Consider the following 17,457-nt stretch of genomic DNA (forward strand, 5'->3'; position numbering starts at 1 on the left):
CCTCCACTGAAATGGTTAAGTGGATGCGGGTGACCTTTTGGTTTGAGGACGGCTGCTGATGAGGTCGGGGCTGCTCACTTGCAGTGATTTCTGGTGTTAAGTGAGCAGATGGGCTTTATTTATTAAAGAGTTAAGAGAGTGCTGATGTGCAGGTAGATGCTAAATATCTCCTAACTAAACGGAAGCAGTGACTAAATGTGAAGATAGAATAAAATCTGTCGCCATCTAAACGGCGATCATGCTGTCCTGTTTAGTTACAGCATTTTTTTCTGCCTGTCTGAAGACGGGCATTACTCATACTTCATATCTGAGCCGTAAACATCGAGGTTATGGAAGTCAACAGTCTCTGTCTTCACATAAAATACGGCCGGGTTGGCCACTTCTGTACAGACGACATCGTCTGCATCGGCTTCTCCTGCAGCGACGGGTGTCAGTTCGAACATGAATTTCAGCAGGCCGTCATCGTTCTCGATGGACGTGAGGCTGAAACCGCAGCCGTTTTCCGTAATCGATACTTCAAACAGCAGTTCTTCTTCAAAGTCAATATCGTCTGCATCGATATCGACGCCACTCGCCTCGGCGGATGTTCTCAGCATGTCTTCGTCATGAATGAGCTCGGCGCCGTTTTGAAATCCTTCACCGGCGACGGTCTGGGACCGGTCGACGACTTCGAACCCGACATCCGTTTCCGGTTCGGCTTCGTCGCCGGAGCAACCTGCCATAATCATGAGCATCAAGCCCAAACAACTGATAAATAAGAATTTTTTATTCATAAAAAAGCACCTACTGTTCTGATTGTGTGAGTCCGACATACTGGAGTCTTTCATTAAATAGTTTCGGGTAGGATAAATATCCGACCATGACTGACGCCATTGCGGCGGTCGTCAATATGAGAAACAGTATTAATAACTGGTACATTACCGCTTCAAACGGGTCGGCGCCGCCGATGATAAGGCCGCTCATCATGCCCGGAAGCTGGACGAGTCCCATCGTTTTCTGGGCTTCGATCGTTGGAATCATGCTCGTTCGGATCGATGACTTCAGGCTTCTTGACACCGCATCTTTCGGTTCGCCGCCGAGTGACAGGATGAGCTCGACCACTTCTTCGCTGTGGTTCAGCTCATCCTTGAATTTGTTCAGGAAGAGCAGGGACAGAACCATACAGTTGCCGACGACCATGCCGCTGATCGGGATGATCTGTTCGGGTTCTGCAGGGATGATGCTGAAGCCGAGAAGAATGCCCATGGTCACCGCTTCAACAACCACGAGTGTAAATATGATGATCAGTGTAATGCCCGGAATGCCGGAACCTTTTTTAACAACGTTCTGGCTCGCTGCGGCAATCATCAGAAGAATCATCAAAATGATGAATATGACGGAATCACTTTCAAAGACGAATGTCAGTATGTATCCGATGATGAGCAGCTGGATGATTGAGCGGACTGTCGCGATGATGATGTCCTTTTCAAGACCGAGTTTCAAATATAATGCAAGGCCGAGTGGGATGGCAACAAATATCAGTGATAAGGCAAGCTGTGCAAATGACATTATTTTTCCCCCTTAACGAATGCTTGTATTTCAGGATTTTCCGAGTGCTCGATAAACTCCGCCGGGCCCTGCTCGAGGAGTTCCCCGTCACGGAGGAACCACATATCATGGCTCACCCGTTTGGCCTGTTCAAGGTCGTGCGTCACCCAGATGACGGTAATATCCATTTCGGACTGCAAGCGCTGTACGAGTCTCTCGATTTCCCGGACCAGAACGTAGTCCAGGCTGGAGGTGATTTCATCAAGCAGCAATACTTCCGGTTCGTGGACACATGTCCGTGCAAGGGATACGCGGCTTCTTTCACCGCCGGATATATCCCGCACCTGGCGGTCGAGAAATGATTCGTTCAGGTCGACAAGGCTGAGGAGCTCCGCTGCATGCCCGCGGTCGAGCGTTTCCCCGTGAATGTCCGACGGCAGATTCAAGTTGTCATAAACGGTGCCGTCAATCATCGGAGAACTCTGGAACGCCATGCTGATGCTTTTTCTGAGCTTTGTGATTTCATAATCGAAAATGTTTTTGTCTCTGAATAAAATTTCGCCCGTATCCGCTGAAAGGAGGCCGTTGATCATCTTCAGGCATGTCGTTTTCCCCGCACCGCTCGGACCGACGAAGGTAGTGATTTTACTTTCTCTCAAGGTGCCGGATATGTTGTGCAGAATGTCATTATGGCTGACATTCTTAAATTCTAAAATGTCCATTATAAGTTTCCTCCTTTGAATATATGGTAAAATAATAGTAAGGTGATTTAATGATATATATCGGTTTAACAGGCTGGGGAGACCATGAGGATCTTTACACCCACCTGACAAATAAAAAAGATAAATTAATTACATATTCAAGTGTTTTCCCAATTGTTGAACTGGATGCCACATATTACGCGATACAAAGAACTTCGACCATAAATAAATGGTGCAAAGAAACGCCGGAAGATTTTAAATTCATCGTCAAGGCGCATCAGTATATGACCGGCCACAGTGACTACAGAACGGATTACACATCCATCAAGGAAGTATTTAAAGCATTCAAAGATATGTTACACCCAATGGCTGCACAAGACAAACTTGGCTTCGTCTTATTACAGTTTCCGCCATGGTTCGACTGCACGAGTGAGAACATACGCTACGTAAAATTTGCGAAGTCGATGCTGGAACCTTACAAAGTGTCCGTCGAATTCAGAAACCGGACATGGTTTACGAGCGAATATAAAGAAGAGACGCTGTCGTTTCTTTACAACAATGATATCATTCACAGCATATGTGATGAGCCGCAGGCGGGTGTCGGAAGCATACCATTCGTCAACCGTGTGACGGACAGTACCGCATTCATCAGGCTGCACGGGCGGAATGTCCACGGCTGGACACAAAAAGACCTTACTTCGGAGGAATGGCGGAATGTGCGCTACTTGTATGACTACAACAAGGAAGAACTCGAATGGCTGAAGCGGCAGGTTGAAATACTCAAACATAAATCTAAAGATATTTTTATTGTTTTTAATAATAACTCTGGAAGACATGCGGCAGGCAATGCACAGAATTTTATTGAAATGATGGACATCAGATATACAGGTCTGTCACCAAAACAAATGAAATTATTTTAAGGGGTAGTGCATATGGAGTATCTAATATTGATATTGATCGGCCTATTTGCAGCTGCTGTGGGTTCACTTGTCGGTATCGGCGGCGGCGTTATCATCGTCCCACTATTAGTTTTTTTCGGTATAGATAACGACGTCATTTCAAATGTGACACCTCAGTCTGCCGTCGGTACATCCAGTGTTGTACTGATATTCATCGGACTGACTGCGATGATGTCCTACGGGCGCAGCAACCAGCTTGACCGGAAGAACGGGACGCTTTTCCTCTTCGGCATCATCCCGGGGGCCCTTGCAGGCTCATACTTAAGTGATGTATTTACAACCGAAAGTTTCAAACTGTATTTTGGTATATTCCTTATATTTTTAAGCATCCTTTTAATTGTGAGAGACAGAATCAAGCCGATGAATATTTTCCAGGATGCGCGCTATGTCAGACCGCACGTCGACCACATGGGTAATGTGTACCACTACGGTTTCCCGCCGTATATCGCAGTCATCGCAAGCTTTATCGCGGGTCTGACGGCAGGTCTTTTCGGTATCGGCGGCGGTGCGATCATGACGCCGATGATGCTGATGCTGTTCCGTATGCCGGCGTCCATCGCCATCGGAACGAGCATGCTGATCGTCTTTTTCGGGGCATTGTCCTCCGGGACGGGCCACCTGCTCCAGAATAACGTCAATTTTCTGCACGCGGCATTTCTGGTGCCTTCTGCTTTTGTCGGTGCTAAAATAGGTGTGTACCTCAATCAGAAATTCAATTCCGACACTGTGATCATTGCACTCAGGACGGTACTTTTACTGCTCGGTTTATACATGATTATTGAATCTTTTCTATAGGAGAGTGACAGCATGGAAATCAAACTCTTTCATACCAACGATATCCACAGTCATCTATACAACTATTTAAAAATAAAGAACTACTTGACGCATCAGAAAAAAAGATATCGTGAGAAGATGGTCTATGCAGACCTTGGTGACCATGTAGACCGCTCCCATCCTTATACAGAAGCGACACTCGGAAAAGGCAACGTCGACCTTTTGAATCAGGCGGGCTGTGATGTGGCGACACTCGGAAATAATGAGGGCATCACACTTGAAATCAATGATTTGAAATCGTTGTATGATGATGCAGATTTTGATGTCGTCTGTGCAAACCTTCTTGAAGCGGGTTCAAAAGAACCGTTTTTCGATCCCTATGTAATCAAAGATATCAACGGCATAAAGTTTGGCTTTATCGGTATTACAGTCGAATTCACCCCGTTTTATAAAGCGCTCGGATGGAAAGTGTCCGATGCGTTCGAATGGGTGGAGAGATGTGTCGATCAGCTGTCCGGCCAGGTGGACTGCCTCGTTTTGATGAGCCATCTCGGCAAGTATGACGATGAAACGCTCGCGAACCGCTTTCCTGAAATAGATGTCATACTCGGTTCGCATACCCACCATCATTTTGAGAACGGTGAAACAGTCGGTTCCGTATTGATCGGGGCGGCCGGCCGGTTCGGAGACTATCTCGGTGAGATCACCTTGACGTTCGACGGGAAGGCACTGGTGGATAAATCGGCACGCCTGATCGATACGGACCTGCTTTCGCACGTGGACGACCCTTATTACGAACACGGCAGGGACCTGATGAGGGAAAATATCATCAAATGGAATACCGCACCGGTGCCGAGACATTTATTTCACACGAGCCGCTTCATCAGCCGCCTCGCATATATGATCAGGGATTTCACAGATGCGGATGCGAGCATTATCCATACCGGGCTCATCGCGAAAAGTTTCGAAGGCGGTACATTGTCCGAGTATGAACTGCATAAGGTGCTGCCGCATCCGATCAACGTCGTGAAGATCAAGCTGACGGGCAGGGAGCTGAAGGAAATCTTCAATCAGTCGATGCGCCATGAATTCCGCGACGATATCGTCCGCGGCATGGGATTCAGAGGCGATATATTCGGCACATTCGTCACGGATAATATCGGCTACGTGGAATCGAAAAGGGAGTATTACATCGGCGGGGAACGGATCAAGGAGTCGGAGACCTACACACTCGGCACGCTCGACATGTATACGTTCGGCAGAATTTTTCCGCAGTTCAAGTCGGCAAAGAAAATCTATATGATGCCGGAATTTTTAAGGGACATCGTAAAATTATATAATGAGGATTTATAGTTGATGAAATTTGCAGTTATGCTATAATATTAATGTTAATTGAATAGAAAAAGTAGAGGTTGCGATTATTATCAGTACTACTGACGAGCAGGCATGCGTTTGAGTCGGTTGGAAAGGGATGATTGCCGAAGGGCGTTTTTGGCGGAAAACTTCCTGGGACCGGTTTGAATAAACCCGGTACTGTCATTATGATGATGCGCTACACGAATGTATATTTTGTCACGTGGCTAATCATAATGTCACGTGACTTTTTTTAATTTTTTAGGAGGAAATACATATGGAAAGTTTTTTATCATGGGAATATATGCCGCTCATACCCCCGCTTTTGACACTGGTGCTCGTTGTTTTAACGCGTAAAGTCGGCATCAGTCTGGGTGCGGGTATCATCACTGCCGCTTTTGTCGTGGCAGGCGGCAGCATCACCGGCTCCCTCGGTCTGGTGTGGGAAGCGTTCATTGGCATTTTCATCGCTGACGGCGCAATCAATACTTGGGAAGCGTTCATTCTGATCTTCCTGACGATGCTCGGCATCATGACGGCGTTCATGAATATGTCGGGCGGCGCGAAAGCATTTACGAGCTGGGCATTGAATAAATTCAAGACGAGAAGAAGTGCAGGACTTGCGACTGGTTTTCTCGGCATCATCATTTTCATAGATGACTACTTCAGTGCACTCATCACCGGCCAGGTCGCAAGACCGCTGACAGATAAATATAATATTTCCCGGGCAAAGCTCGCGTATTACGTGGATACGACCGCTTCACCTGTATCGGTCATCGCCCCGATATCCAGCTGGGGTGCCGGGATAATGGGACTTGTCGCACCGTTACTGCTCGCAGCAGGATTGACGGACATTTCACCATTCCAGGCGTTCATCTATATGATTCCGATGAACTTCTACGTCATTACGGCGATGATCATGATGTTCATCGTCATAATGACGCGTTTTGACATCGGACCGATGCGTGAACAGGAAAGAAAAGCGATCGTCGACGGCGTGGTCGTCGATGAAATGAGAGAAGTTCCCGGAGACACGGATGAAGAGCTGCCGAGCGTCAACAACAGTTCCGCTCAGGCGCTGCTTGTTCCGATGATCGGCCTTGCAGTGACCGTCATCATCATGATGTTCATCACAGGCGGGCTTGAAGCGGGCTCATGGTCTTTATTCTCAATACTTGAAAATACACTGGTGACACACAGTCTGATCGCCGGCGGTATCGTCGGGCTTGTACTCAGCCTGTTCTATTACTTCAGATACACTAAGACGAATGATGCATTCGGAGCGGATAAAATCTGGCTCGGCATAAAAACAGGATTCAAGGCAATGTTCCCGGCAATGCTGGTGCTGACACTCGCATGGATCATCGGTAACCTGATCAGCCAGCTCGGCACCGGCGACGTCCTTGGTGCGATGGTTGAAAACTCCAACCTGCCGGTCAGCCTATTGCTCGGCGTCGTGTTCGTGGTTGCATGTATCATGGCACTCGCGACAGGCACAAGCTGGGGTTCATTCGGCATTCTGATTCCGGTGACCGGCGAAATCATGATTTCACTCGGCGAAACGGACCTGTTGCTGCCGGCTGTCGCCGCAGTGCTTGCAGGGGCGGTATTCGGCGACCACTGTTCACCGATTTCCGACTCGACCATCCTGTCATCGACAGGGGCCGGGAGCAATCACATCACACACGTACTGACACAGCTGCCGTATGCGGTACTGTCAGCGTCAATCGCGCTTGTGGGGTACGTCATTTTAGGTTTCACATCCAGCGTATGGCTGTCACTCCTTGTGATATTCGCATTGCTCGCGGTTGTCGTCTTCGTGTCCAAAGCGGTTTATAAACCAATTGAAAAAACGGCACAATAATAAAGGGACCCCTTCAGCTGAAGGGGTTTTTATTTTATAGAAATACTCAGCAGGCAAAATATATGATAGTATGAAATAAACACAGATGTGCGATGAATGATTGAGAGGTGAGCGTTGACCATGATTACGATTGATCATATGAATTTTGAACTGATGGAAAATTATCGGGATGCATTTGATGAAGAACAGTTCATGGGGAAATACAGCGAGGTTTTGAACAAATATGATTATATCGTCGGTGATATCGGTTATGAAAAACTCAGACTCGCCGGTTTCTTCAGGGATAACAAGAAAAAGGTGGAGCGCGACAAAAAGTACAGCGCCATCGAAGACTACCTGAACGAGTACTGCAACTTCGGCTGCGCGTACTTCGTGCTGCGTAAAGTGACCAAGGCAGAGTTAAAAGAAAAAGGTCTAGTCGCTGATGAACGGGAAGAAAAGCACGGGGAAAAGAACGTTGCTGAGGCGGAGGCGGTGCCGGAAACGGCGCCTGAACAGGAAAAGGATGCTGCCGGTGAAGAAGAGAAGGCAGGACGGGACCGTGATAAAGATGCTGCCCGTGAAGAGAGATCGGCTAAGCCCGGACGTGACAAAGAAGCCCAGGCTAAAAACAAGCCGGAATATGACGAAAAGAAAAAGGGCGGGGCCCGTCCGGAAGAGAAGAAGAGGAAACCGGATAAGCCCCGTCAGAAAGATTCCCATCAGAAACAGGAAAAAGCTAAAAATGCACAACCGCAAAATAAAACTTTTGCCTCCTTCCAGAGGGACAGATAGCAACTATAAGTGAAATGATAAGAGAGCCCGGGTTGCGTGCTCTCTTTTTTTCGTATGGATTATGATATTAGACGGTGCCTGCTCACCTGTGCCGATATTTAATGCTGGGTGAGCAGGCTTTTTGGAACCTCAGCGTTTAGTCAAGACATTTTTCGCCCCGTCTTCACGCCCCGACAAACATAAAAAACTGCGCAGCCCACCAGAGGGCGCGCAGCTTAAACTTACTCCATATCTCCGAAGTCTGTGACGATGATGTCGCTTAAAAACTCGACGACTTCGTCACCCTGTTCCGGTTCCAGATCCAGGATGTGGGCGATATAGCCTTCTTCTTCCAGATCATCCGAACCGATTATGCCGAAACGGTTGCTCTGGGTGTTCAGCACGAGTGCCTTGCCGAAAAATCTGCCTGTCTGGATGATAGCGAGGTCATATCTGCCGTGGTCGCCGACAAAACCGACGTATCTCGAGTGGTTGTCTTCTGTTTCATCATATAAGAAAAAGTCAAGCATCATAGTTCCTCCGCTTCTACTGTACTATCAAAATTATGCTATCATAATATTATCATGACCACAAAGAATGTAGAGGAGTGTAGGCTTTGTATTTTGTAGATCGCGAATTACTGGATGAGCGGCTCGATTATATCGAATCGCTCACGAAAGAATTTAAAAATGCTGAAGGATTTGCACTGGAGCGTATTTGTCATATGCTCATCGAGTCCACTGTGGACGTAGGAAATATGATTATTGACGCTTTCATTTTAAGGGACCCGGGGACATATCTGGATGTGATGTTCATTTTGAAAACCGAGGGTGCAATAACTGAAGCGGATGAAGATGATTTCAAGGCAACATTCAAATGGAGAAACAAACTGAATCGAGAGTACACGACGCTCGACCGCGAAAGCATGAAGGATGATTTTAATAAACATCTCTCTGCTTTTGAAAATTATAAAGCAAAAATTAATGCATTTGTAGAAAATGATGGTCAGGCAGTGACCGCTTTTAAAGGTGAATGAAATGAATTATAAAGGTTACTTGATAGATTTAGACGGCACTTTGTACAACGGCACTGCACTGATTGAAACAGCGAAAGATTTTGTCGCAAGACTGACGGCGCGTAACATCCCTTACGTATTTCTGACGAACAACGCGACAAAATCCCAGGCAGAAGCGGTGCAGAAAGTGCTGGCCATGGGTGTGGAAACGACGGCCGGCAACATGTACACATCTTCCATGGCGACGGCGGCTTACATCAGGCAGCACCATCAGGGCGAGAGCGCCTATGTCATCGGCACGCCGTCACTGAAGGGAATTCTTCAGGATGCCGGCATCATTCTCACAGAGGAGAATGCAGACCTCGTCATCGTGGGGCTCGACCTCGAAGTGAACTATGACAAACTGAGCCGTGCGGCACTTTTAATCGGAGCGGGCGCGACATTTATCGCAACAAATCCGGACAAGCGTTTCCCGACTGAAAATGGCATCGTCCCCGGGAACGGCGCCATCCAGCAGGTGCTCATTGAAACGACCGGCATCCAGCCGATAACCATCGGTAAGCCGAGCAGTTTTATTTTAGACGGTGCCCTGAAGCAGCTGGGTCTCAGCAAAGATGAAGTGGCCCTCGTCGGCGACAATTATGACACGGATATTTTGACAGGCATCAATGCCGGTGTGGATACGATTCATGTCGATACGGGTGTGAGCCGTACCGAAGATGTACTGAAAAAGGACATTGCACCGACACATACTATAAATAATTTATCTGAATGGAGCATATAATATGACAAAAAAAGTGGTTGTTACAAGACAAATCAAAGATGAACATTTAAATCAGCTGAAAGAAAAATTTGAAGTATTCATGTGGGACAGCGCAGGCGAGCCATTACCGAGAGAGCAGTTCCTTGAAGAAATAAAGGACGCAGATGCGGCGCTGACGATGCTGAGTGAAACAGTCGACGCTGAAATGTTTGAAACGGCAGAGAATCTGAAAGTCGTTTCAAATCTCGCAGTGGGCTACGACAACATCGACCTTGAAAAAGCTGGGGAAAATGATGTGACCATCACAAATACACCGGAAGTGCTGACAGAAACGACGGCGGAACTGGCGTTTACATTAATGTTGACGTCTGCACGCCGCGTCATCGAAGCGAACCGTGAACTGGAAGCGGGCGACTGGACGGGGTGGAGCCCGTACCATATGGCGGGCACGGATGTTTTCGGCAAAACGATCGGCATCTTCGGCATGGGCTCGATCGGTGCAGCTTTTGCTCGACGTCTGAAAGGGTTCGACTGTAAAATCGTCTATCATAACCGCAGTGAATCCAAATATGCGGCGGACCTGGATGCAGCGCTCGTGTCATTCGATGCGCTACTTGAACAGTCTGACTTTGTATTGTGTGCAGCACCGCTGACAGATGAAACGAAATATAAGTTCGATAAATCAGCATTCGGTAAAATGAAGCCGGAAGCACACTTCATCAATATCGGCCGGGGTGCACATGTTGTGGAAGCGGACTTGAAAGAAGCGGTCGAGACAGGTGAAATCGCAGCAGCGGCACTTGATGTCTTCGACGGCGAACCGATTTCTAAAGAGCATCCGTTCATCGGCATGGACAACATGACACTGCTTCCGCATATCGGCAGTGCGTCGGTTGCAACACGTGATAACATGGTGCAGCTGTGCGTGGATAACATCACGAACGTACTGGAAGGCAAGGCACCGCTCACTCAAGTTAAATAATTTTTAAAGGGAGTGTATGTTATGGAGAAGAAAACAATCGCATCAGCGCGTACATTTGACGAAGCACGTTTTACGAAAGTGGATATATTCAAAAGCAGAAACAGTTCGATGTTCCTGCTGAACTTTACTGCGGGCCAGACAATGAAATCCCATGGCCATCCGGGCAAAGAACTGTACTTGCATGTTCTGTCGGGTAAAGGTGAATTTATAATCAAGGATGAAAAAGTCCAGGTGACAGAAGATGACGTCATCCATCTTGAAAAAGACGAGATGATCGGCTTTGAAAATGGTGACGACGAGACTTCGGTCTATGTGACGATGAATAAAATTCAGGAATAGATTTAAAGACAGACCCCATTGTTAACCTTTTTGAATTATAGGTTAACAATGGGGTCTTTTCATGCTATGATATAAAAAACAACAAGGAGGTTTCATAGATGAAGACAAAACATTTAATTTTCGTCGCACTGTTCGCTGCACTGATTGCAATCGGTGCACAGATCCGTGTGCCCATCGGGCCTGTTCCGTTTACTCTGCAGATGCCGATGGTTCTGCTCACAGCACTCATACTGGGGTCCAGACTGGGCGCTTTATCGACAATATTATATCTGCTCGTTGGTCTGATCGGCGTGCCTGTATTTGCCGGAAGCGGAGGCATCGGCGCTTTCATATCACCGAGCTTCGGTTTCGTACTCGGCTTTATACCCGCTGCATACGTCGCAGGCATCGGCGTGAGAGAAGGCCAGCCGCTGTATCAGTCGCTCATCTATACATATCTCGCAATTCTTGTAACGTTCATATTCGGGGCATTATATTTTGTCTTTGTGATGAATGTACTCATCGGCACCCCGGTCGGTGTCATTGAAGCGCTGATGATCACAGTCGTGCCCTTTGCCATAAAAGACCTGATCGTCGGCACACTGACGGTAATGTTCGCCCGTATATTGAAATCCCGGGGTATCTTAAGAATCGCAAATTAAAGCTGAAAAACCCTCTGTGCTGAAAAAAATCAGCGCAGAGGGTCTTCTTTAATCAGTCCATCGGCGGAAAAAGTATAGTCGGGACTTCTGTCATCCTAAATGATCAGAGGCGCTTTTTCCTCATCGGAAAGCTGTGCCACTTCAGATGCAGGCTTTTCTTCTTCAGCATCAGATGGTTCTTTCTCCCCGGAACCAGCGTCTGATGTCTCAGTGCTGTTTTCCTCGCTTTCAGATCATCCTTCGGACGCTTCTGCATTGCCAGGTGCAGTTTCTTCATCTGTACCGGATTCCTCTTCGTTTTCATTCACAGTTTCGTCCGTAACATTTTCAGAATCACCGGCATCTGCCGTTTCTTCTCCCTCACCATTACCGCATGCAGCCAAAAATAACCCCATTAATAAAACACTTAAAAAATACTTTTCATCGATGTCCATCCTTGATCATAATTATTTTTATTACTGTACACCATTGATGCTTTGACAATTCGGCAGTCACTCCAACTACCTTGAATCAAACTTTCTTCCTGACCAGCCATTTTACGACCGTTTCCACATCGGTATGACCGTGGGAGGCAATCTCATCATTGACGGCGACGAGGGGCACCGACAGGTCACCGTTTTCAATCTGTTCGATGAGGTTTTCATCGTAATCAGTTAAATTGTCGACGGCGTCCATATTTATAAAGGTAGAATAAAATTCCTCATCCGGAAATTTGTTTTTAAGCGTCCTCTGCAGTCTGTTACAGAAATTTTCGGAATCTGTAATAGTGACAGAATTTTCAGGCGAAATATTATGACCATACACATTTACTACATATTTCACGTCAACATCCTCCTTTAAGATGATGGATTTTTTCTTCAATATCTATTATAATACATATATAGAATCTGTATCATTAAGATTGGAGGAATTACCGATGTCAACAACTCAAGATACGATGCAAGAACAGGTCGAAGTAGTTATAGAGAAGTTACGTCCGTTCCTGCTCAGAGATGGCGGGGACTGCGAATTGGTGGATGTGGAAGACGGTATTGTCAAACTGCGTCTGCTCGGAGCATGCGGCACATGCCCAAGTTCAACAATTACACTTAAAGCGGGTATTGAAAGAGCAATGCTCGAAGAAGTACCAGGGTTCGTTGAAGTTGAACAAGTATTCTAAACCGATCGTTGGGACTCCGTGTTCCAACGGTTTTTTTATTTTCGAACGAAGGAGGGGCGGATATGTACCCGATGAACCTTGTTGAGTTCTGTAATGCGAATATGCAAAAGGGCTCTGATGAAGTATACAGGCAATTAGATGCAGATGGTGATGTGGATGTGTTAGATTATGAGTGTACCAACAATTGCGGTATTTGCAGCAAAGCGACATTTGCCATCGTGAACGGACAGCTCGTCGGTGCACAGTCTGCTCCCGATCTGCTGATAAAAATTTATAAACAGATAGAAAAACAACAGGCAATAGAAGATCAATACGATTTTTTAATATAGACATAAAGTTTGAGCTGTAAAATAACTTCTTATATAATATAAACCAATGGAGGAAGATAATATGACTCAGATTGAACTCACGGAAAGTGCAGCTTACGAAGTGAAGGACATGCTTGAGCAGAACGACATGCCTGAAGGATTTTTAAGATTCAAAGTTCAGGGCGGCGGCTGTACCGGTCTGACTTACGGTATGGCAGCAGAGATAGAAAAAAGTGAAAACGATGAAGAGTACGAATTTCACGGTGTGAAAGTCTTGGTGGATAAGTATGATTCACCAGTCATCGACGGCACGGTCATCGATTTTAAGCAGTCGCTTATGGGTGGCGGTTTTACAATCGATAATCCAAACGCATCATTATCCTGCGGGTGCGGGGCATCATTCAGAACGAAGACAAATGCAGGGGCTCCGGGAGATTGTTAATTAATTATCAAAAACTCTTGAAATATGTGAAGTAAATCGCTAATATTAATGATGATATTAATATTAGCGGTCTTATTTATAGTGTAGATATATTTAATATAATTTATGAGGAAAAGGTGACATTTATTATGAGTTTTGAGAGAAAGAAAATTCTTGTACTCGGAGCAGGTTATGCTGGTTTGACAACAGTAACCAGATTGCAGAAAATTTTGGGCTTCCAAGATGCGGACATCACTCTGGTCAACAAGAATGAGTATCATTACGAGTCTACTTGGTTGCACCAGGTGGCAGCAGGAACAATCCACTGGGAAGAAGCTACATACCCGATTACTAAAGTGATCAACACTCAAAAAGTCAGATTTGTGCCGGCAGAAGTGACTGCCATCCACCGTGATGAGCAGCGTGTGGAAACAAACCAGGGCGAATTCGAATACGATATCCTGGTTGTTGCATTAGGATTTGAAAGTGAATCATTCGGTATCGAAGGCATGGACCAGTATGCCGAGACGATCACAAGCCCACAGACAGCTGTAGATGCACGTCAGGAAATCGAAAGAAACTTCATCAACTATAAAACATCAAAAGACCCGCGTGACCTGGCAATACTTGTCGGAGGCGCCGGATTTACAGGTGTCGAATTTTTAGGTGAACTGATCGAAAGCATTCCTGAGCTGGCGAAACAGCATAATATCGACTATGACGATGTTAAAATTACATGTGTTGAAGCGGCACCGTCAATGCTGCCGATGTTCAGTGATGAACTGACGCAGTATGCGGTTGACTTCCTTGAAAGTAAAGGCGTTGAATTCAAGATCGGAACACCGATTGTTGCAGCGAATGATAAAGGCTTCGTCGTTAAAGTCGACGACAAAGAAACTCAGCTTGAAGCAAGCAGTGTAATCTGGACTGCAGGTGTCAGAGGTAACAGACTGATGGAAGAGTCATTTGAAGGTGTTAAACGCGGCCGTATCGTGACGAATCCTGACCTGACAATCGACGGTTATGACAACATCTTCGTTATCGGTGACGTTGCAGCAGTAATGAACGGTGAAGGCGAAAATGCCAGACCTCACCCGACCACAGCACAAATTGCAATGCAGCTGGGTGACCTGACTGCTAAAAACATCAAAAATAAATTGAATGGTGACAGACTGGAAACATTCACATTCGATGATAAAGGTACAGTATGTTCCCTTGGTTCTGATGAAGGAATCGGTGTTGCATTCGGCCGTGAAGTCAAAGGCGCGAGAGCAGCATTCTTAAAACGAGTCATCGATACGAGAGCGGTCTTCAAGATCGGCGGCCCGTTCCTCGCTTATTCCAAAGGTAAATTTTTATAAAAAGTAATGAACAGGCATGGGCGCTTTCTTGCCCATGCTTATTTTTTTGGAGGTTAAAAACGTGGCAATCATTATCCAACTGATCATCTCTATGGTTTTATTTTTCGTCTTATTCTACGGAATCAGTTTCATCCTGAATATGATTTTAAAAACAACCTGGCTTATGGTGGTCGTCTATCCATTCATCATCGTATTGCTGATGGATGGAATATCCACATTCAGTTACCTGACAAAGCCTGTACAGTCCTTCCAGGCTGCGTATGAAGGCATTGCAGGTCTGGATCTGCCGAATATACTGATGCTCGGCAGCGGTTTTATAGGCGTCATTTTAGCGGGCTTCACCATCAGGTTCTTAAGAAATGCCGGATATAAAATGTTTTAAGGAGAGAACACAATGAATATTAAGTACTTGGAAAGATATGAATTATCACATGAACCGATTGTTATCGGTCTGCCACACGATCTGAACGATCTGACGAATTTTGATGATGTAGACTCATTATTGAACGGTGTGCTATCGGACCTGGTCGGCGAGAGGGTTTTATCCACCAATTTCGGAGATATCACGACGACCGGTGTGACGATACAGACTGAAGTCAGAAAAATTATCGCGATCGGTCTCGGCAGGCAGGAAGACATGACGAGCCATAAAATGCATAAAGTGTTCGGAAAGCTGTTCCAGCATTTAAAGATTAATAATGAAAAAAGTGCACAATTATTATTCGAAACATTCGGCAGTGACCTACAGCTTGCTGCTGAGGCAATCGGTTATATGTCCCACGTGAGTGTCTATGAATACTCCGGTAAAAAACACCGTGAAGATGAGCCGTTCCTATCTGCCTTCGAACTGACGATCACTTCAAGAGATTCTGTGGCGTCACACGTTTCAAAAGGGATGATCATCGGTCAGAGTGTGAACGATGCAAGAGATATTTCAGAAACACCGCCGAACTATATGACGCCTGAAATATTCGCGGACAAAATATTATCCACATTTAAAGGGAGAGACCACGTGAACATCCAGATCAAGGATGAATTCGACCTGAGTGATGAAGGGTACGGCCTGATTACAGCCGTCGGCAAAGCGTCTGAAAATAAACCCCGCCTCGTCACAGTGGAATACCGCCATCCTGCGGCGCATGATGTTAAACCGGTCGCGCTGGTCGGTAAAGGCATTACATATGACTCGGGTGGTTACTCAATCAAGAGTAAGACGGGGATGCCGGGGATGAAGTATGACTTGAGCGGTGCTGCCAATGTTATCGGCATGATTCAGGGTATTGTTGAAATGGAACTGCCTGTCCATGTTGTTGCGACTGTTGTGCTCGCAGAAAACATGATCAGCGGTAATGCGATGAAACCGGATGATGTCTTCACTTCACTGAGCGGTCAGACTGTCGAAGTGAAAAATACCGATGCCGAGGGCAGACTGGTACTCGGAGACGCTGTCTTCCATGCATCCCAGTACTCGCCGCGCATCATTTTGGACTTTGCGACATTGACAGGTGCTGTAATAGCAGCCATCGGCAATGAACGTACAGGTGTATTTACAAATAAAGACCAGGATCTTGTTGCGCCGATCTTCGATTTGTCTGAAGAAGTGGGCGATGAACTGTGGAGACTGCCGCTTGGAGATAAGGAAGAGCGGTCGGTCAAGTCTTCAAAAGTCGCTGATTTGACGAATCATGTGGAAAAACCGGGGCGTGCTTCATTTGCAGCAGGCTTCATCCGTCAATTCGTCAACGGCAGCCCGTGGGCACACTTTGACATTGCAGGTACCGGTACACGTTCAAGAAGAGACGCATACGGTCCTAAAGGCGCGACAGGCGTATTGATCCGTTCCGTCATCAAAGCCGTGGAGGGTGATTTGATATGACACACAATGAACCTTCAAACCTACTTGAGTTTCTGGATATTAAAGTGGTCAATGAATCAGAAGGGCTTATGGTCATGTCCATGCCCATCACACCGAAAGTGCATCAGACTAAAGGATTTATCCACGGCGGTGCCAATGTGGTCCTGGCTGAAACCGCCGCTTCTGTCGGCGCTTCGAGACTGATTGCGGAGAATGAGATTACTTTTGGCATGGAAATCAATGCCAATCATCTCCGTACGGTCGCAGACGGCCTGATCTACGCCACAGCAACGATGCGGCACAGAGGAAAAAGTACACAGGTATGGGAAATAGATATTACTGATGAAGATGATAATTTGACATGCGTTTCAAGATGTACGATGGCCGTTAAGAAGAAAAGATAAACACCCAATACTTTTTCTAAATTTGTCATCCGACAATTATAGTGTTAATATACACTAATAAATCGATTTTCAGTGTACAAAAGCGCTTTATTTTTGTTATGATTACTTCTATAAGAAATTGAAAGGGTTAACCGGGCAAAAATTCATGAGGTTAATCTCGATGTTGTTGACTGAAAATTCGCAATAACATTCATAAAGTGAATATACAGAAATATCCGGAGGAGTCTGTCACCAGGGCATAACTATGTCTATTTTGACGATGGCTCCTTTTTGTTTTG

The 17,457-nt window shown here is 46.1% G+C and carries 23 protein-coding genes, 1 pseudogene and 1 riboswitch; of the genes and pseudogenes, 17 read left to right on the forward strand and 7 right to left on the reverse strand.

The annotated features are described in order from the left end of the window. Positions 1-290 precede the first annotated feature (290 nt). Genes BO48_RS07730 through BO48_RS07740 form a run of 3 tightly spaced genes read right to left on the reverse strand, consistent with a single transcriptional unit; the run spans position 291 to position 2,249 of the window. Positions 291-773: a hypothetical protein gene (locus tag BO48_RS07730; RefSeq protein WP_496366856.1), complete on the reverse strand. Its 483-nt coding sequence runs from the start codon at positions 771-773 to the stop codon at positions 291-293. Positions 774-783: 10 nt separating this feature from the next. Continuing rightward, on the reverse strand, positions 784-1,548 hold the full coding sequence (locus BO48_RS07735; RefSeq protein ID WP_496366857.1) for an ABC transporter permease: 765 nt from the start codon (positions 1,546-1,548) through the stop codon (positions 784-786). Continuing rightward, the gene (locus tag BO48_RS07740) at positions 1,548-2,249 is read right to left on the reverse strand and encodes an ABC transporter ATP-binding protein (RefSeq protein WP_496366858.1); all 702 of its coding nucleotides are present in this window, start codon (positions 2,247-2,249) and stop codon (positions 1,548-1,550) included. The genes BO48_RS07735 and BO48_RS07740 overlap by 1 nt, the downstream gene beginning before the upstream one ends. Positions 2,250-2,299: 50 nt before the next feature. Between BO48_RS07740 and BO48_RS07745 the strand changes: the two genes are divergently transcribed. The 5 genes from BO48_RS07745 to BO48_RS07765 all read left to right on the forward strand — a co-directional run bounded on the left by BO48_RS07745 (position 2,300) and on the right by BO48_RS07765 (position 7,952). Beyond that, the gene (locus tag BO48_RS07745; protein WP_496366859.1) at positions 2,300-3,148 is read left to right on the forward strand and encodes a DUF72 domain-containing protein; all 849 of its coding nucleotides are present in this window, start codon (positions 2,300-2,302) and stop codon (positions 3,146-3,148) included. Between the two features lie 12 nt (positions 3,149-3,160). Beyond that, positions 3,161-3,982 (forward strand): sulfite exporter TauE/SafE family protein, encoded by an 822-nt coding sequence (locus tag BO48_RS07750; RefSeq protein WP_496366860.1) that lies wholly within the window; start codon positions 3,161-3,163, stop codon positions 3,980-3,982. Positions 3,983-3,994: 12 nt separating this feature from the next. Further along, on the forward strand, positions 3,995-5,314 hold the full coding sequence (locus tag BO48_RS07755) for a bifunctional metallophosphatase/5'-nucleotidase (RefSeq protein ID WP_496366861.1): 1,320 nt from the start codon (positions 3,995-3,997) through the stop codon (positions 5,312-5,314). A 45-nt stretch (positions 5,315-5,359) separates the two neighbouring features. Then, positions 5,360-5,524: riboswitch (Lysine riboswitch) on the forward strand. Positions 5,525-5,591: 67 nt separating this feature from the next. Continuing rightward, positions 5,592-7,178 (forward strand): Na+/H+ antiporter NhaC family protein, encoded by a 1,587-nt coding sequence (locus tag BO48_RS07760; RefSeq protein ID WP_496366862.1) that lies wholly within the window; start codon positions 5,592-5,594, stop codon positions 7,176-7,178. 120 nt (positions 7,179-7,298) lie between these two features. Then, positions 7,299-7,952 (forward strand): YutD family protein, encoded by a 654-nt coding sequence (locus BO48_RS07765; RefSeq protein ID WP_496366863.1) that lies wholly within the window; start codon positions 7,299-7,301, stop codon positions 7,950-7,952. Positions 7,953-8,173: 221 nt separating this feature from the next. On the opposite strand, the gene BO48_RS07770 is transcribed toward BO48_RS07765, so the two are convergent. After that, positions 8,174-8,461: a DUF3055 domain-containing protein gene (locus tag BO48_RS07770; protein ID WP_496366864.1), complete on the reverse strand. Its 288-nt coding sequence runs from the start codon at positions 8,459-8,461 to the stop codon at positions 8,174-8,176. Between the two features lie 86 nt (positions 8,462-8,547). Here BO48_RS07770 and BO48_RS07775 point away from each other — a divergent pair, with 86 nt between their 5' ends. From BO48_RS07775 to BO48_RS07795, 5 genes are all read left to right on the forward strand, one after another. Then, entirely contained in the window at positions 8,548-8,967 is a 420-nt protein-coding gene (locus tag BO48_RS07775) for a DUF86 domain-containing protein (RefSeq protein WP_496366865.1), read from the forward strand. A gap of 1 nt (position 8,968) precedes the next feature. Continuing rightward, positions 8,969-9,730: a TIGR01457 family HAD-type hydrolase gene (locus BO48_RS07780; protein WP_496366866.1), complete on the forward strand. Its 762-nt coding sequence runs from the start codon at positions 8,969-8,971 to the stop codon at positions 9,728-9,730. Between the two features lies 1 nt (position 9,731). Further along, the gene (locus BO48_RS07785) at positions 9,732-10,691 is read left to right on the forward strand and encodes a 2-hydroxyacid dehydrogenase (protein WP_496366867.1); all 960 of its coding nucleotides are present in this window, start codon (positions 9,732-9,734) and stop codon (positions 10,689-10,691) included. 21 nt (positions 10,692-10,712) lie between these two features. Continuing rightward, on the forward strand, positions 10,713-11,030 hold the full coding sequence (locus BO48_RS07790; RefSeq protein WP_496366868.1) for a cupin domain-containing protein: 318 nt from the start codon (positions 10,713-10,715) through the stop codon (positions 11,028-11,030). Between the two features lie 98 nt (positions 11,031-11,128). Further along, on the forward strand, positions 11,129-11,671 hold the full coding sequence (locus BO48_RS07795; protein WP_496366869.1) for a biotin transporter BioY: 543 nt from the start codon (positions 11,129-11,131) through the stop codon (positions 11,669-11,671). 103 nt (positions 11,672-11,774) lie between these two features. Here BO48_RS07795 and BO48_RS07800 read toward each other — a convergent pair whose 3' ends face one another. The 3 genes from BO48_RS07800 to BO48_RS07810 form a co-directional block, all read right to left on the reverse strand. Continuing rightward, the gene (locus BO48_RS07800) at positions 11,775-11,927 is read right to left on the reverse strand and encodes a hypothetical protein (protein ID WP_496366870.1); all 153 of its coding nucleotides are present in this window, start codon (positions 11,925-11,927) and stop codon (positions 11,775-11,777) included. Beyond that, positions 11,905-12,066, reverse strand: a complete 162-nt coding sequence (locus BO48_RS07805; RefSeq protein WP_496366871.1) for a hypothetical protein — start codon at positions 12,064-12,066, stop codon at positions 11,905-11,907. The genes BO48_RS07800 and BO48_RS07805 overlap by 23 nt, the downstream gene beginning before the upstream one ends. Positions 12,067-12,181: 115 nt before the next feature. Beyond that, positions 12,182-12,493: a DUF1462 family protein gene (locus tag BO48_RS07810; RefSeq protein WP_496366872.1), complete on the reverse strand. Its 312-nt coding sequence runs from the start codon at positions 12,491-12,493 to the stop codon at positions 12,182-12,184. Between the two features lie 112 nt (positions 12,494-12,605). Here BO48_RS07810 and BO48_RS07815 point away from each other — a divergent pair. From BO48_RS07815 to BO48_RS07845, 7 genes and pseudogenes are all read left to right on the forward strand, one after another. Further along, positions 12,606-12,830 (forward strand): annotated as a pseudogene (locus BO48_RS07815) (NifU family protein); the annotation flags it as partial. A 62-nt stretch (positions 12,831-12,892) separates the two neighbouring features. After that, positions 12,893-13,159, forward strand: a complete 267-nt coding sequence (locus BO48_RS07820; RefSeq protein WP_496366874.1) for a YuzB family protein — start codon at positions 12,893-12,895, stop codon at positions 13,157-13,159. Between the two features lie 61 nt (positions 13,160-13,220). Then, the gene (locus BO48_RS07825) at positions 13,221-13,580 is read left to right on the forward strand and encodes a HesB/IscA family protein (protein WP_496366875.1); all 360 of its coding nucleotides are present in this window, start codon (positions 13,221-13,223) and stop codon (positions 13,578-13,580) included. Positions 13,581-13,708: 128 nt separating this feature from the next. After that, the gene (locus BO48_RS07830; protein WP_496366876.1) at positions 13,709-14,920 is read left to right on the forward strand and encodes an NAD(P)/FAD-dependent oxidoreductase; all 1,212 of its coding nucleotides are present in this window, start codon (positions 13,709-13,711) and stop codon (positions 14,918-14,920) included. A 61-nt stretch (positions 14,921-14,981) separates the two neighbouring features. After that, complete coding sequence (locus BO48_RS07835; RefSeq protein ID WP_496366877.1) at positions 14,982-15,302, forward strand: YuiB family protein; 321 nt, start codon at positions 14,982-14,984, stop codon at positions 15,300-15,302. A 12-nt stretch (positions 15,303-15,314) separates the two neighbouring features. Beyond that, the gene (locus BO48_RS07840; protein WP_496366878.1) at positions 15,315-16,796 is read left to right on the forward strand and encodes a M17 family metallopeptidase; all 1,482 of its coding nucleotides are present in this window, start codon (positions 15,315-15,317) and stop codon (positions 16,794-16,796) included. Beyond that, complete coding sequence (locus BO48_RS07845) at positions 16,793-17,179, forward strand: PaaI family thioesterase (protein WP_496366879.1); 387 nt, start codon at positions 16,793-16,795, stop codon at positions 17,177-17,179. The genes BO48_RS07840 and BO48_RS07845 overlap by 4 nt, the downstream gene beginning before the upstream one ends. Positions 17,180-17,457: the final 278 nt, after the last annotated feature.

Source organism: Lacicoccus kunmingensis DSM 17847, assembly GCF_059568765.1.

Bases quoted from the DNA above. Each gene is read 5' to 3' on its own strand.
- BO48_RS07730 (WP_496366856.1), bottom strand. From the start codon at position 773: ATGAATAAAAAATTCTTATTTATCAGTTGTTTGGGCTTGATGCTCATG.
- BO48_RS07735 (WP_496366857.1), bottom strand. From the start codon at position 1,548: ATGTCATTTGCACAGCTTGCCTTATCACTGATATTTGTTGCCATCCCA.
- BO48_RS07740 (WP_496366858.1), bottom strand. From the start codon at position 2,249: ATGGACATTTTAGAATTTAAGAATGTCAGCCATAATGACATTCTGCAC.
- BO48_RS07745 (WP_496366859.1), top strand. From the start codon at position 2,300: ATGATATATATCGGTTTAACAGGCTGGGGAGACCATGAGGATCTTTAC.
- BO48_RS07750 (WP_496366860.1), top strand. From the start codon at position 3,161: ATGGAGTATCTAATATTGATATTGATCGGCCTATTTGCAGCTGCTGTG.
- BO48_RS07755 (WP_496366861.1), top strand. From the start codon at position 3,995: ATGGAAATCAAACTCTTTCATACCAACGATATCCACAGTCATCTATAC.
- BO48_RS07760 (WP_496366862.1), top strand. From the start codon at position 5,592: ATGGAAAGTTTTTTATCATGGGAATATATGCCGCTCATACCCCCGCTT.
- BO48_RS07765 (WP_496366863.1), top strand. From the start codon at position 7,299: ATGATTACGATTGATCATATGAATTTTGAACTGATGGAAAATTATCGG.
- BO48_RS07770 (WP_496366864.1), bottom strand. From the start codon at position 8,461: ATGCTTGACTTTTTCTTATATGATGAAACAGAAGACAACCACTCGAGA.
- BO48_RS07780 (WP_496366866.1), top strand. From the start codon at position 8,969: ATGAATTATAAAGGTTACTTGATAGATTTAGACGGCACTTTGTACAAC.
- BO48_RS07785 (WP_496366867.1), top strand. From the start codon at position 9,732: ATGACAAAAAAAGTGGTTGTTACAAGACAAATCAAAGATGAACATTTA.
- BO48_RS07790 (WP_496366868.1), top strand. From the start codon at position 10,713: ATGGAGAAGAAAACAATCGCATCAGCGCGTACATTTGACGAAGCACGT.
- BO48_RS07795 (WP_496366869.1), top strand. From the start codon at position 11,129: ATGAAGACAAAACATTTAATTTTCGTCGCACTGTTCGCTGCACTGATT.
- BO48_RS07800 (WP_496366870.1), bottom strand. From the start codon at position 11,927: ATGCAGAAGCGTCCGAAGGATGATCTGAAAGCGAGGAAAACAGCACTG.
- BO48_RS07805 (WP_496366871.1), bottom strand. From the start codon at position 12,066: ATGGGGTTATTTTTGGCTGCATGCGGTAATGGTGAGGGAGAAGAAACG.
- BO48_RS07820 (WP_496366874.1), top strand. From the start codon at position 12,893: ATGTACCCGATGAACCTTGTTGAGTTCTGTAATGCGAATATGCAAAAG.
- BO48_RS07825 (WP_496366875.1), top strand. From the start codon at position 13,221: ATGACTCAGATTGAACTCACGGAAAGTGCAGCTTACGAAGTGAAGGAC.
- BO48_RS07830 (WP_496366876.1), top strand. From the start codon at position 13,709: ATGAGTTTTGAGAGAAAGAAAATTCTTGTACTCGGAGCAGGTTATGCT.
- BO48_RS07840 (WP_496366878.1), top strand. From the start codon at position 15,315: ATGAATATTAAGTACTTGGAAAGATATGAATTATCACATGAACCGATT.
- BO48_RS07845 (WP_496366879.1), top strand. From the start codon at position 16,793: ATGACACACAATGAACCTTCAAACCTACTTGAGTTTCTGGATATTAAA.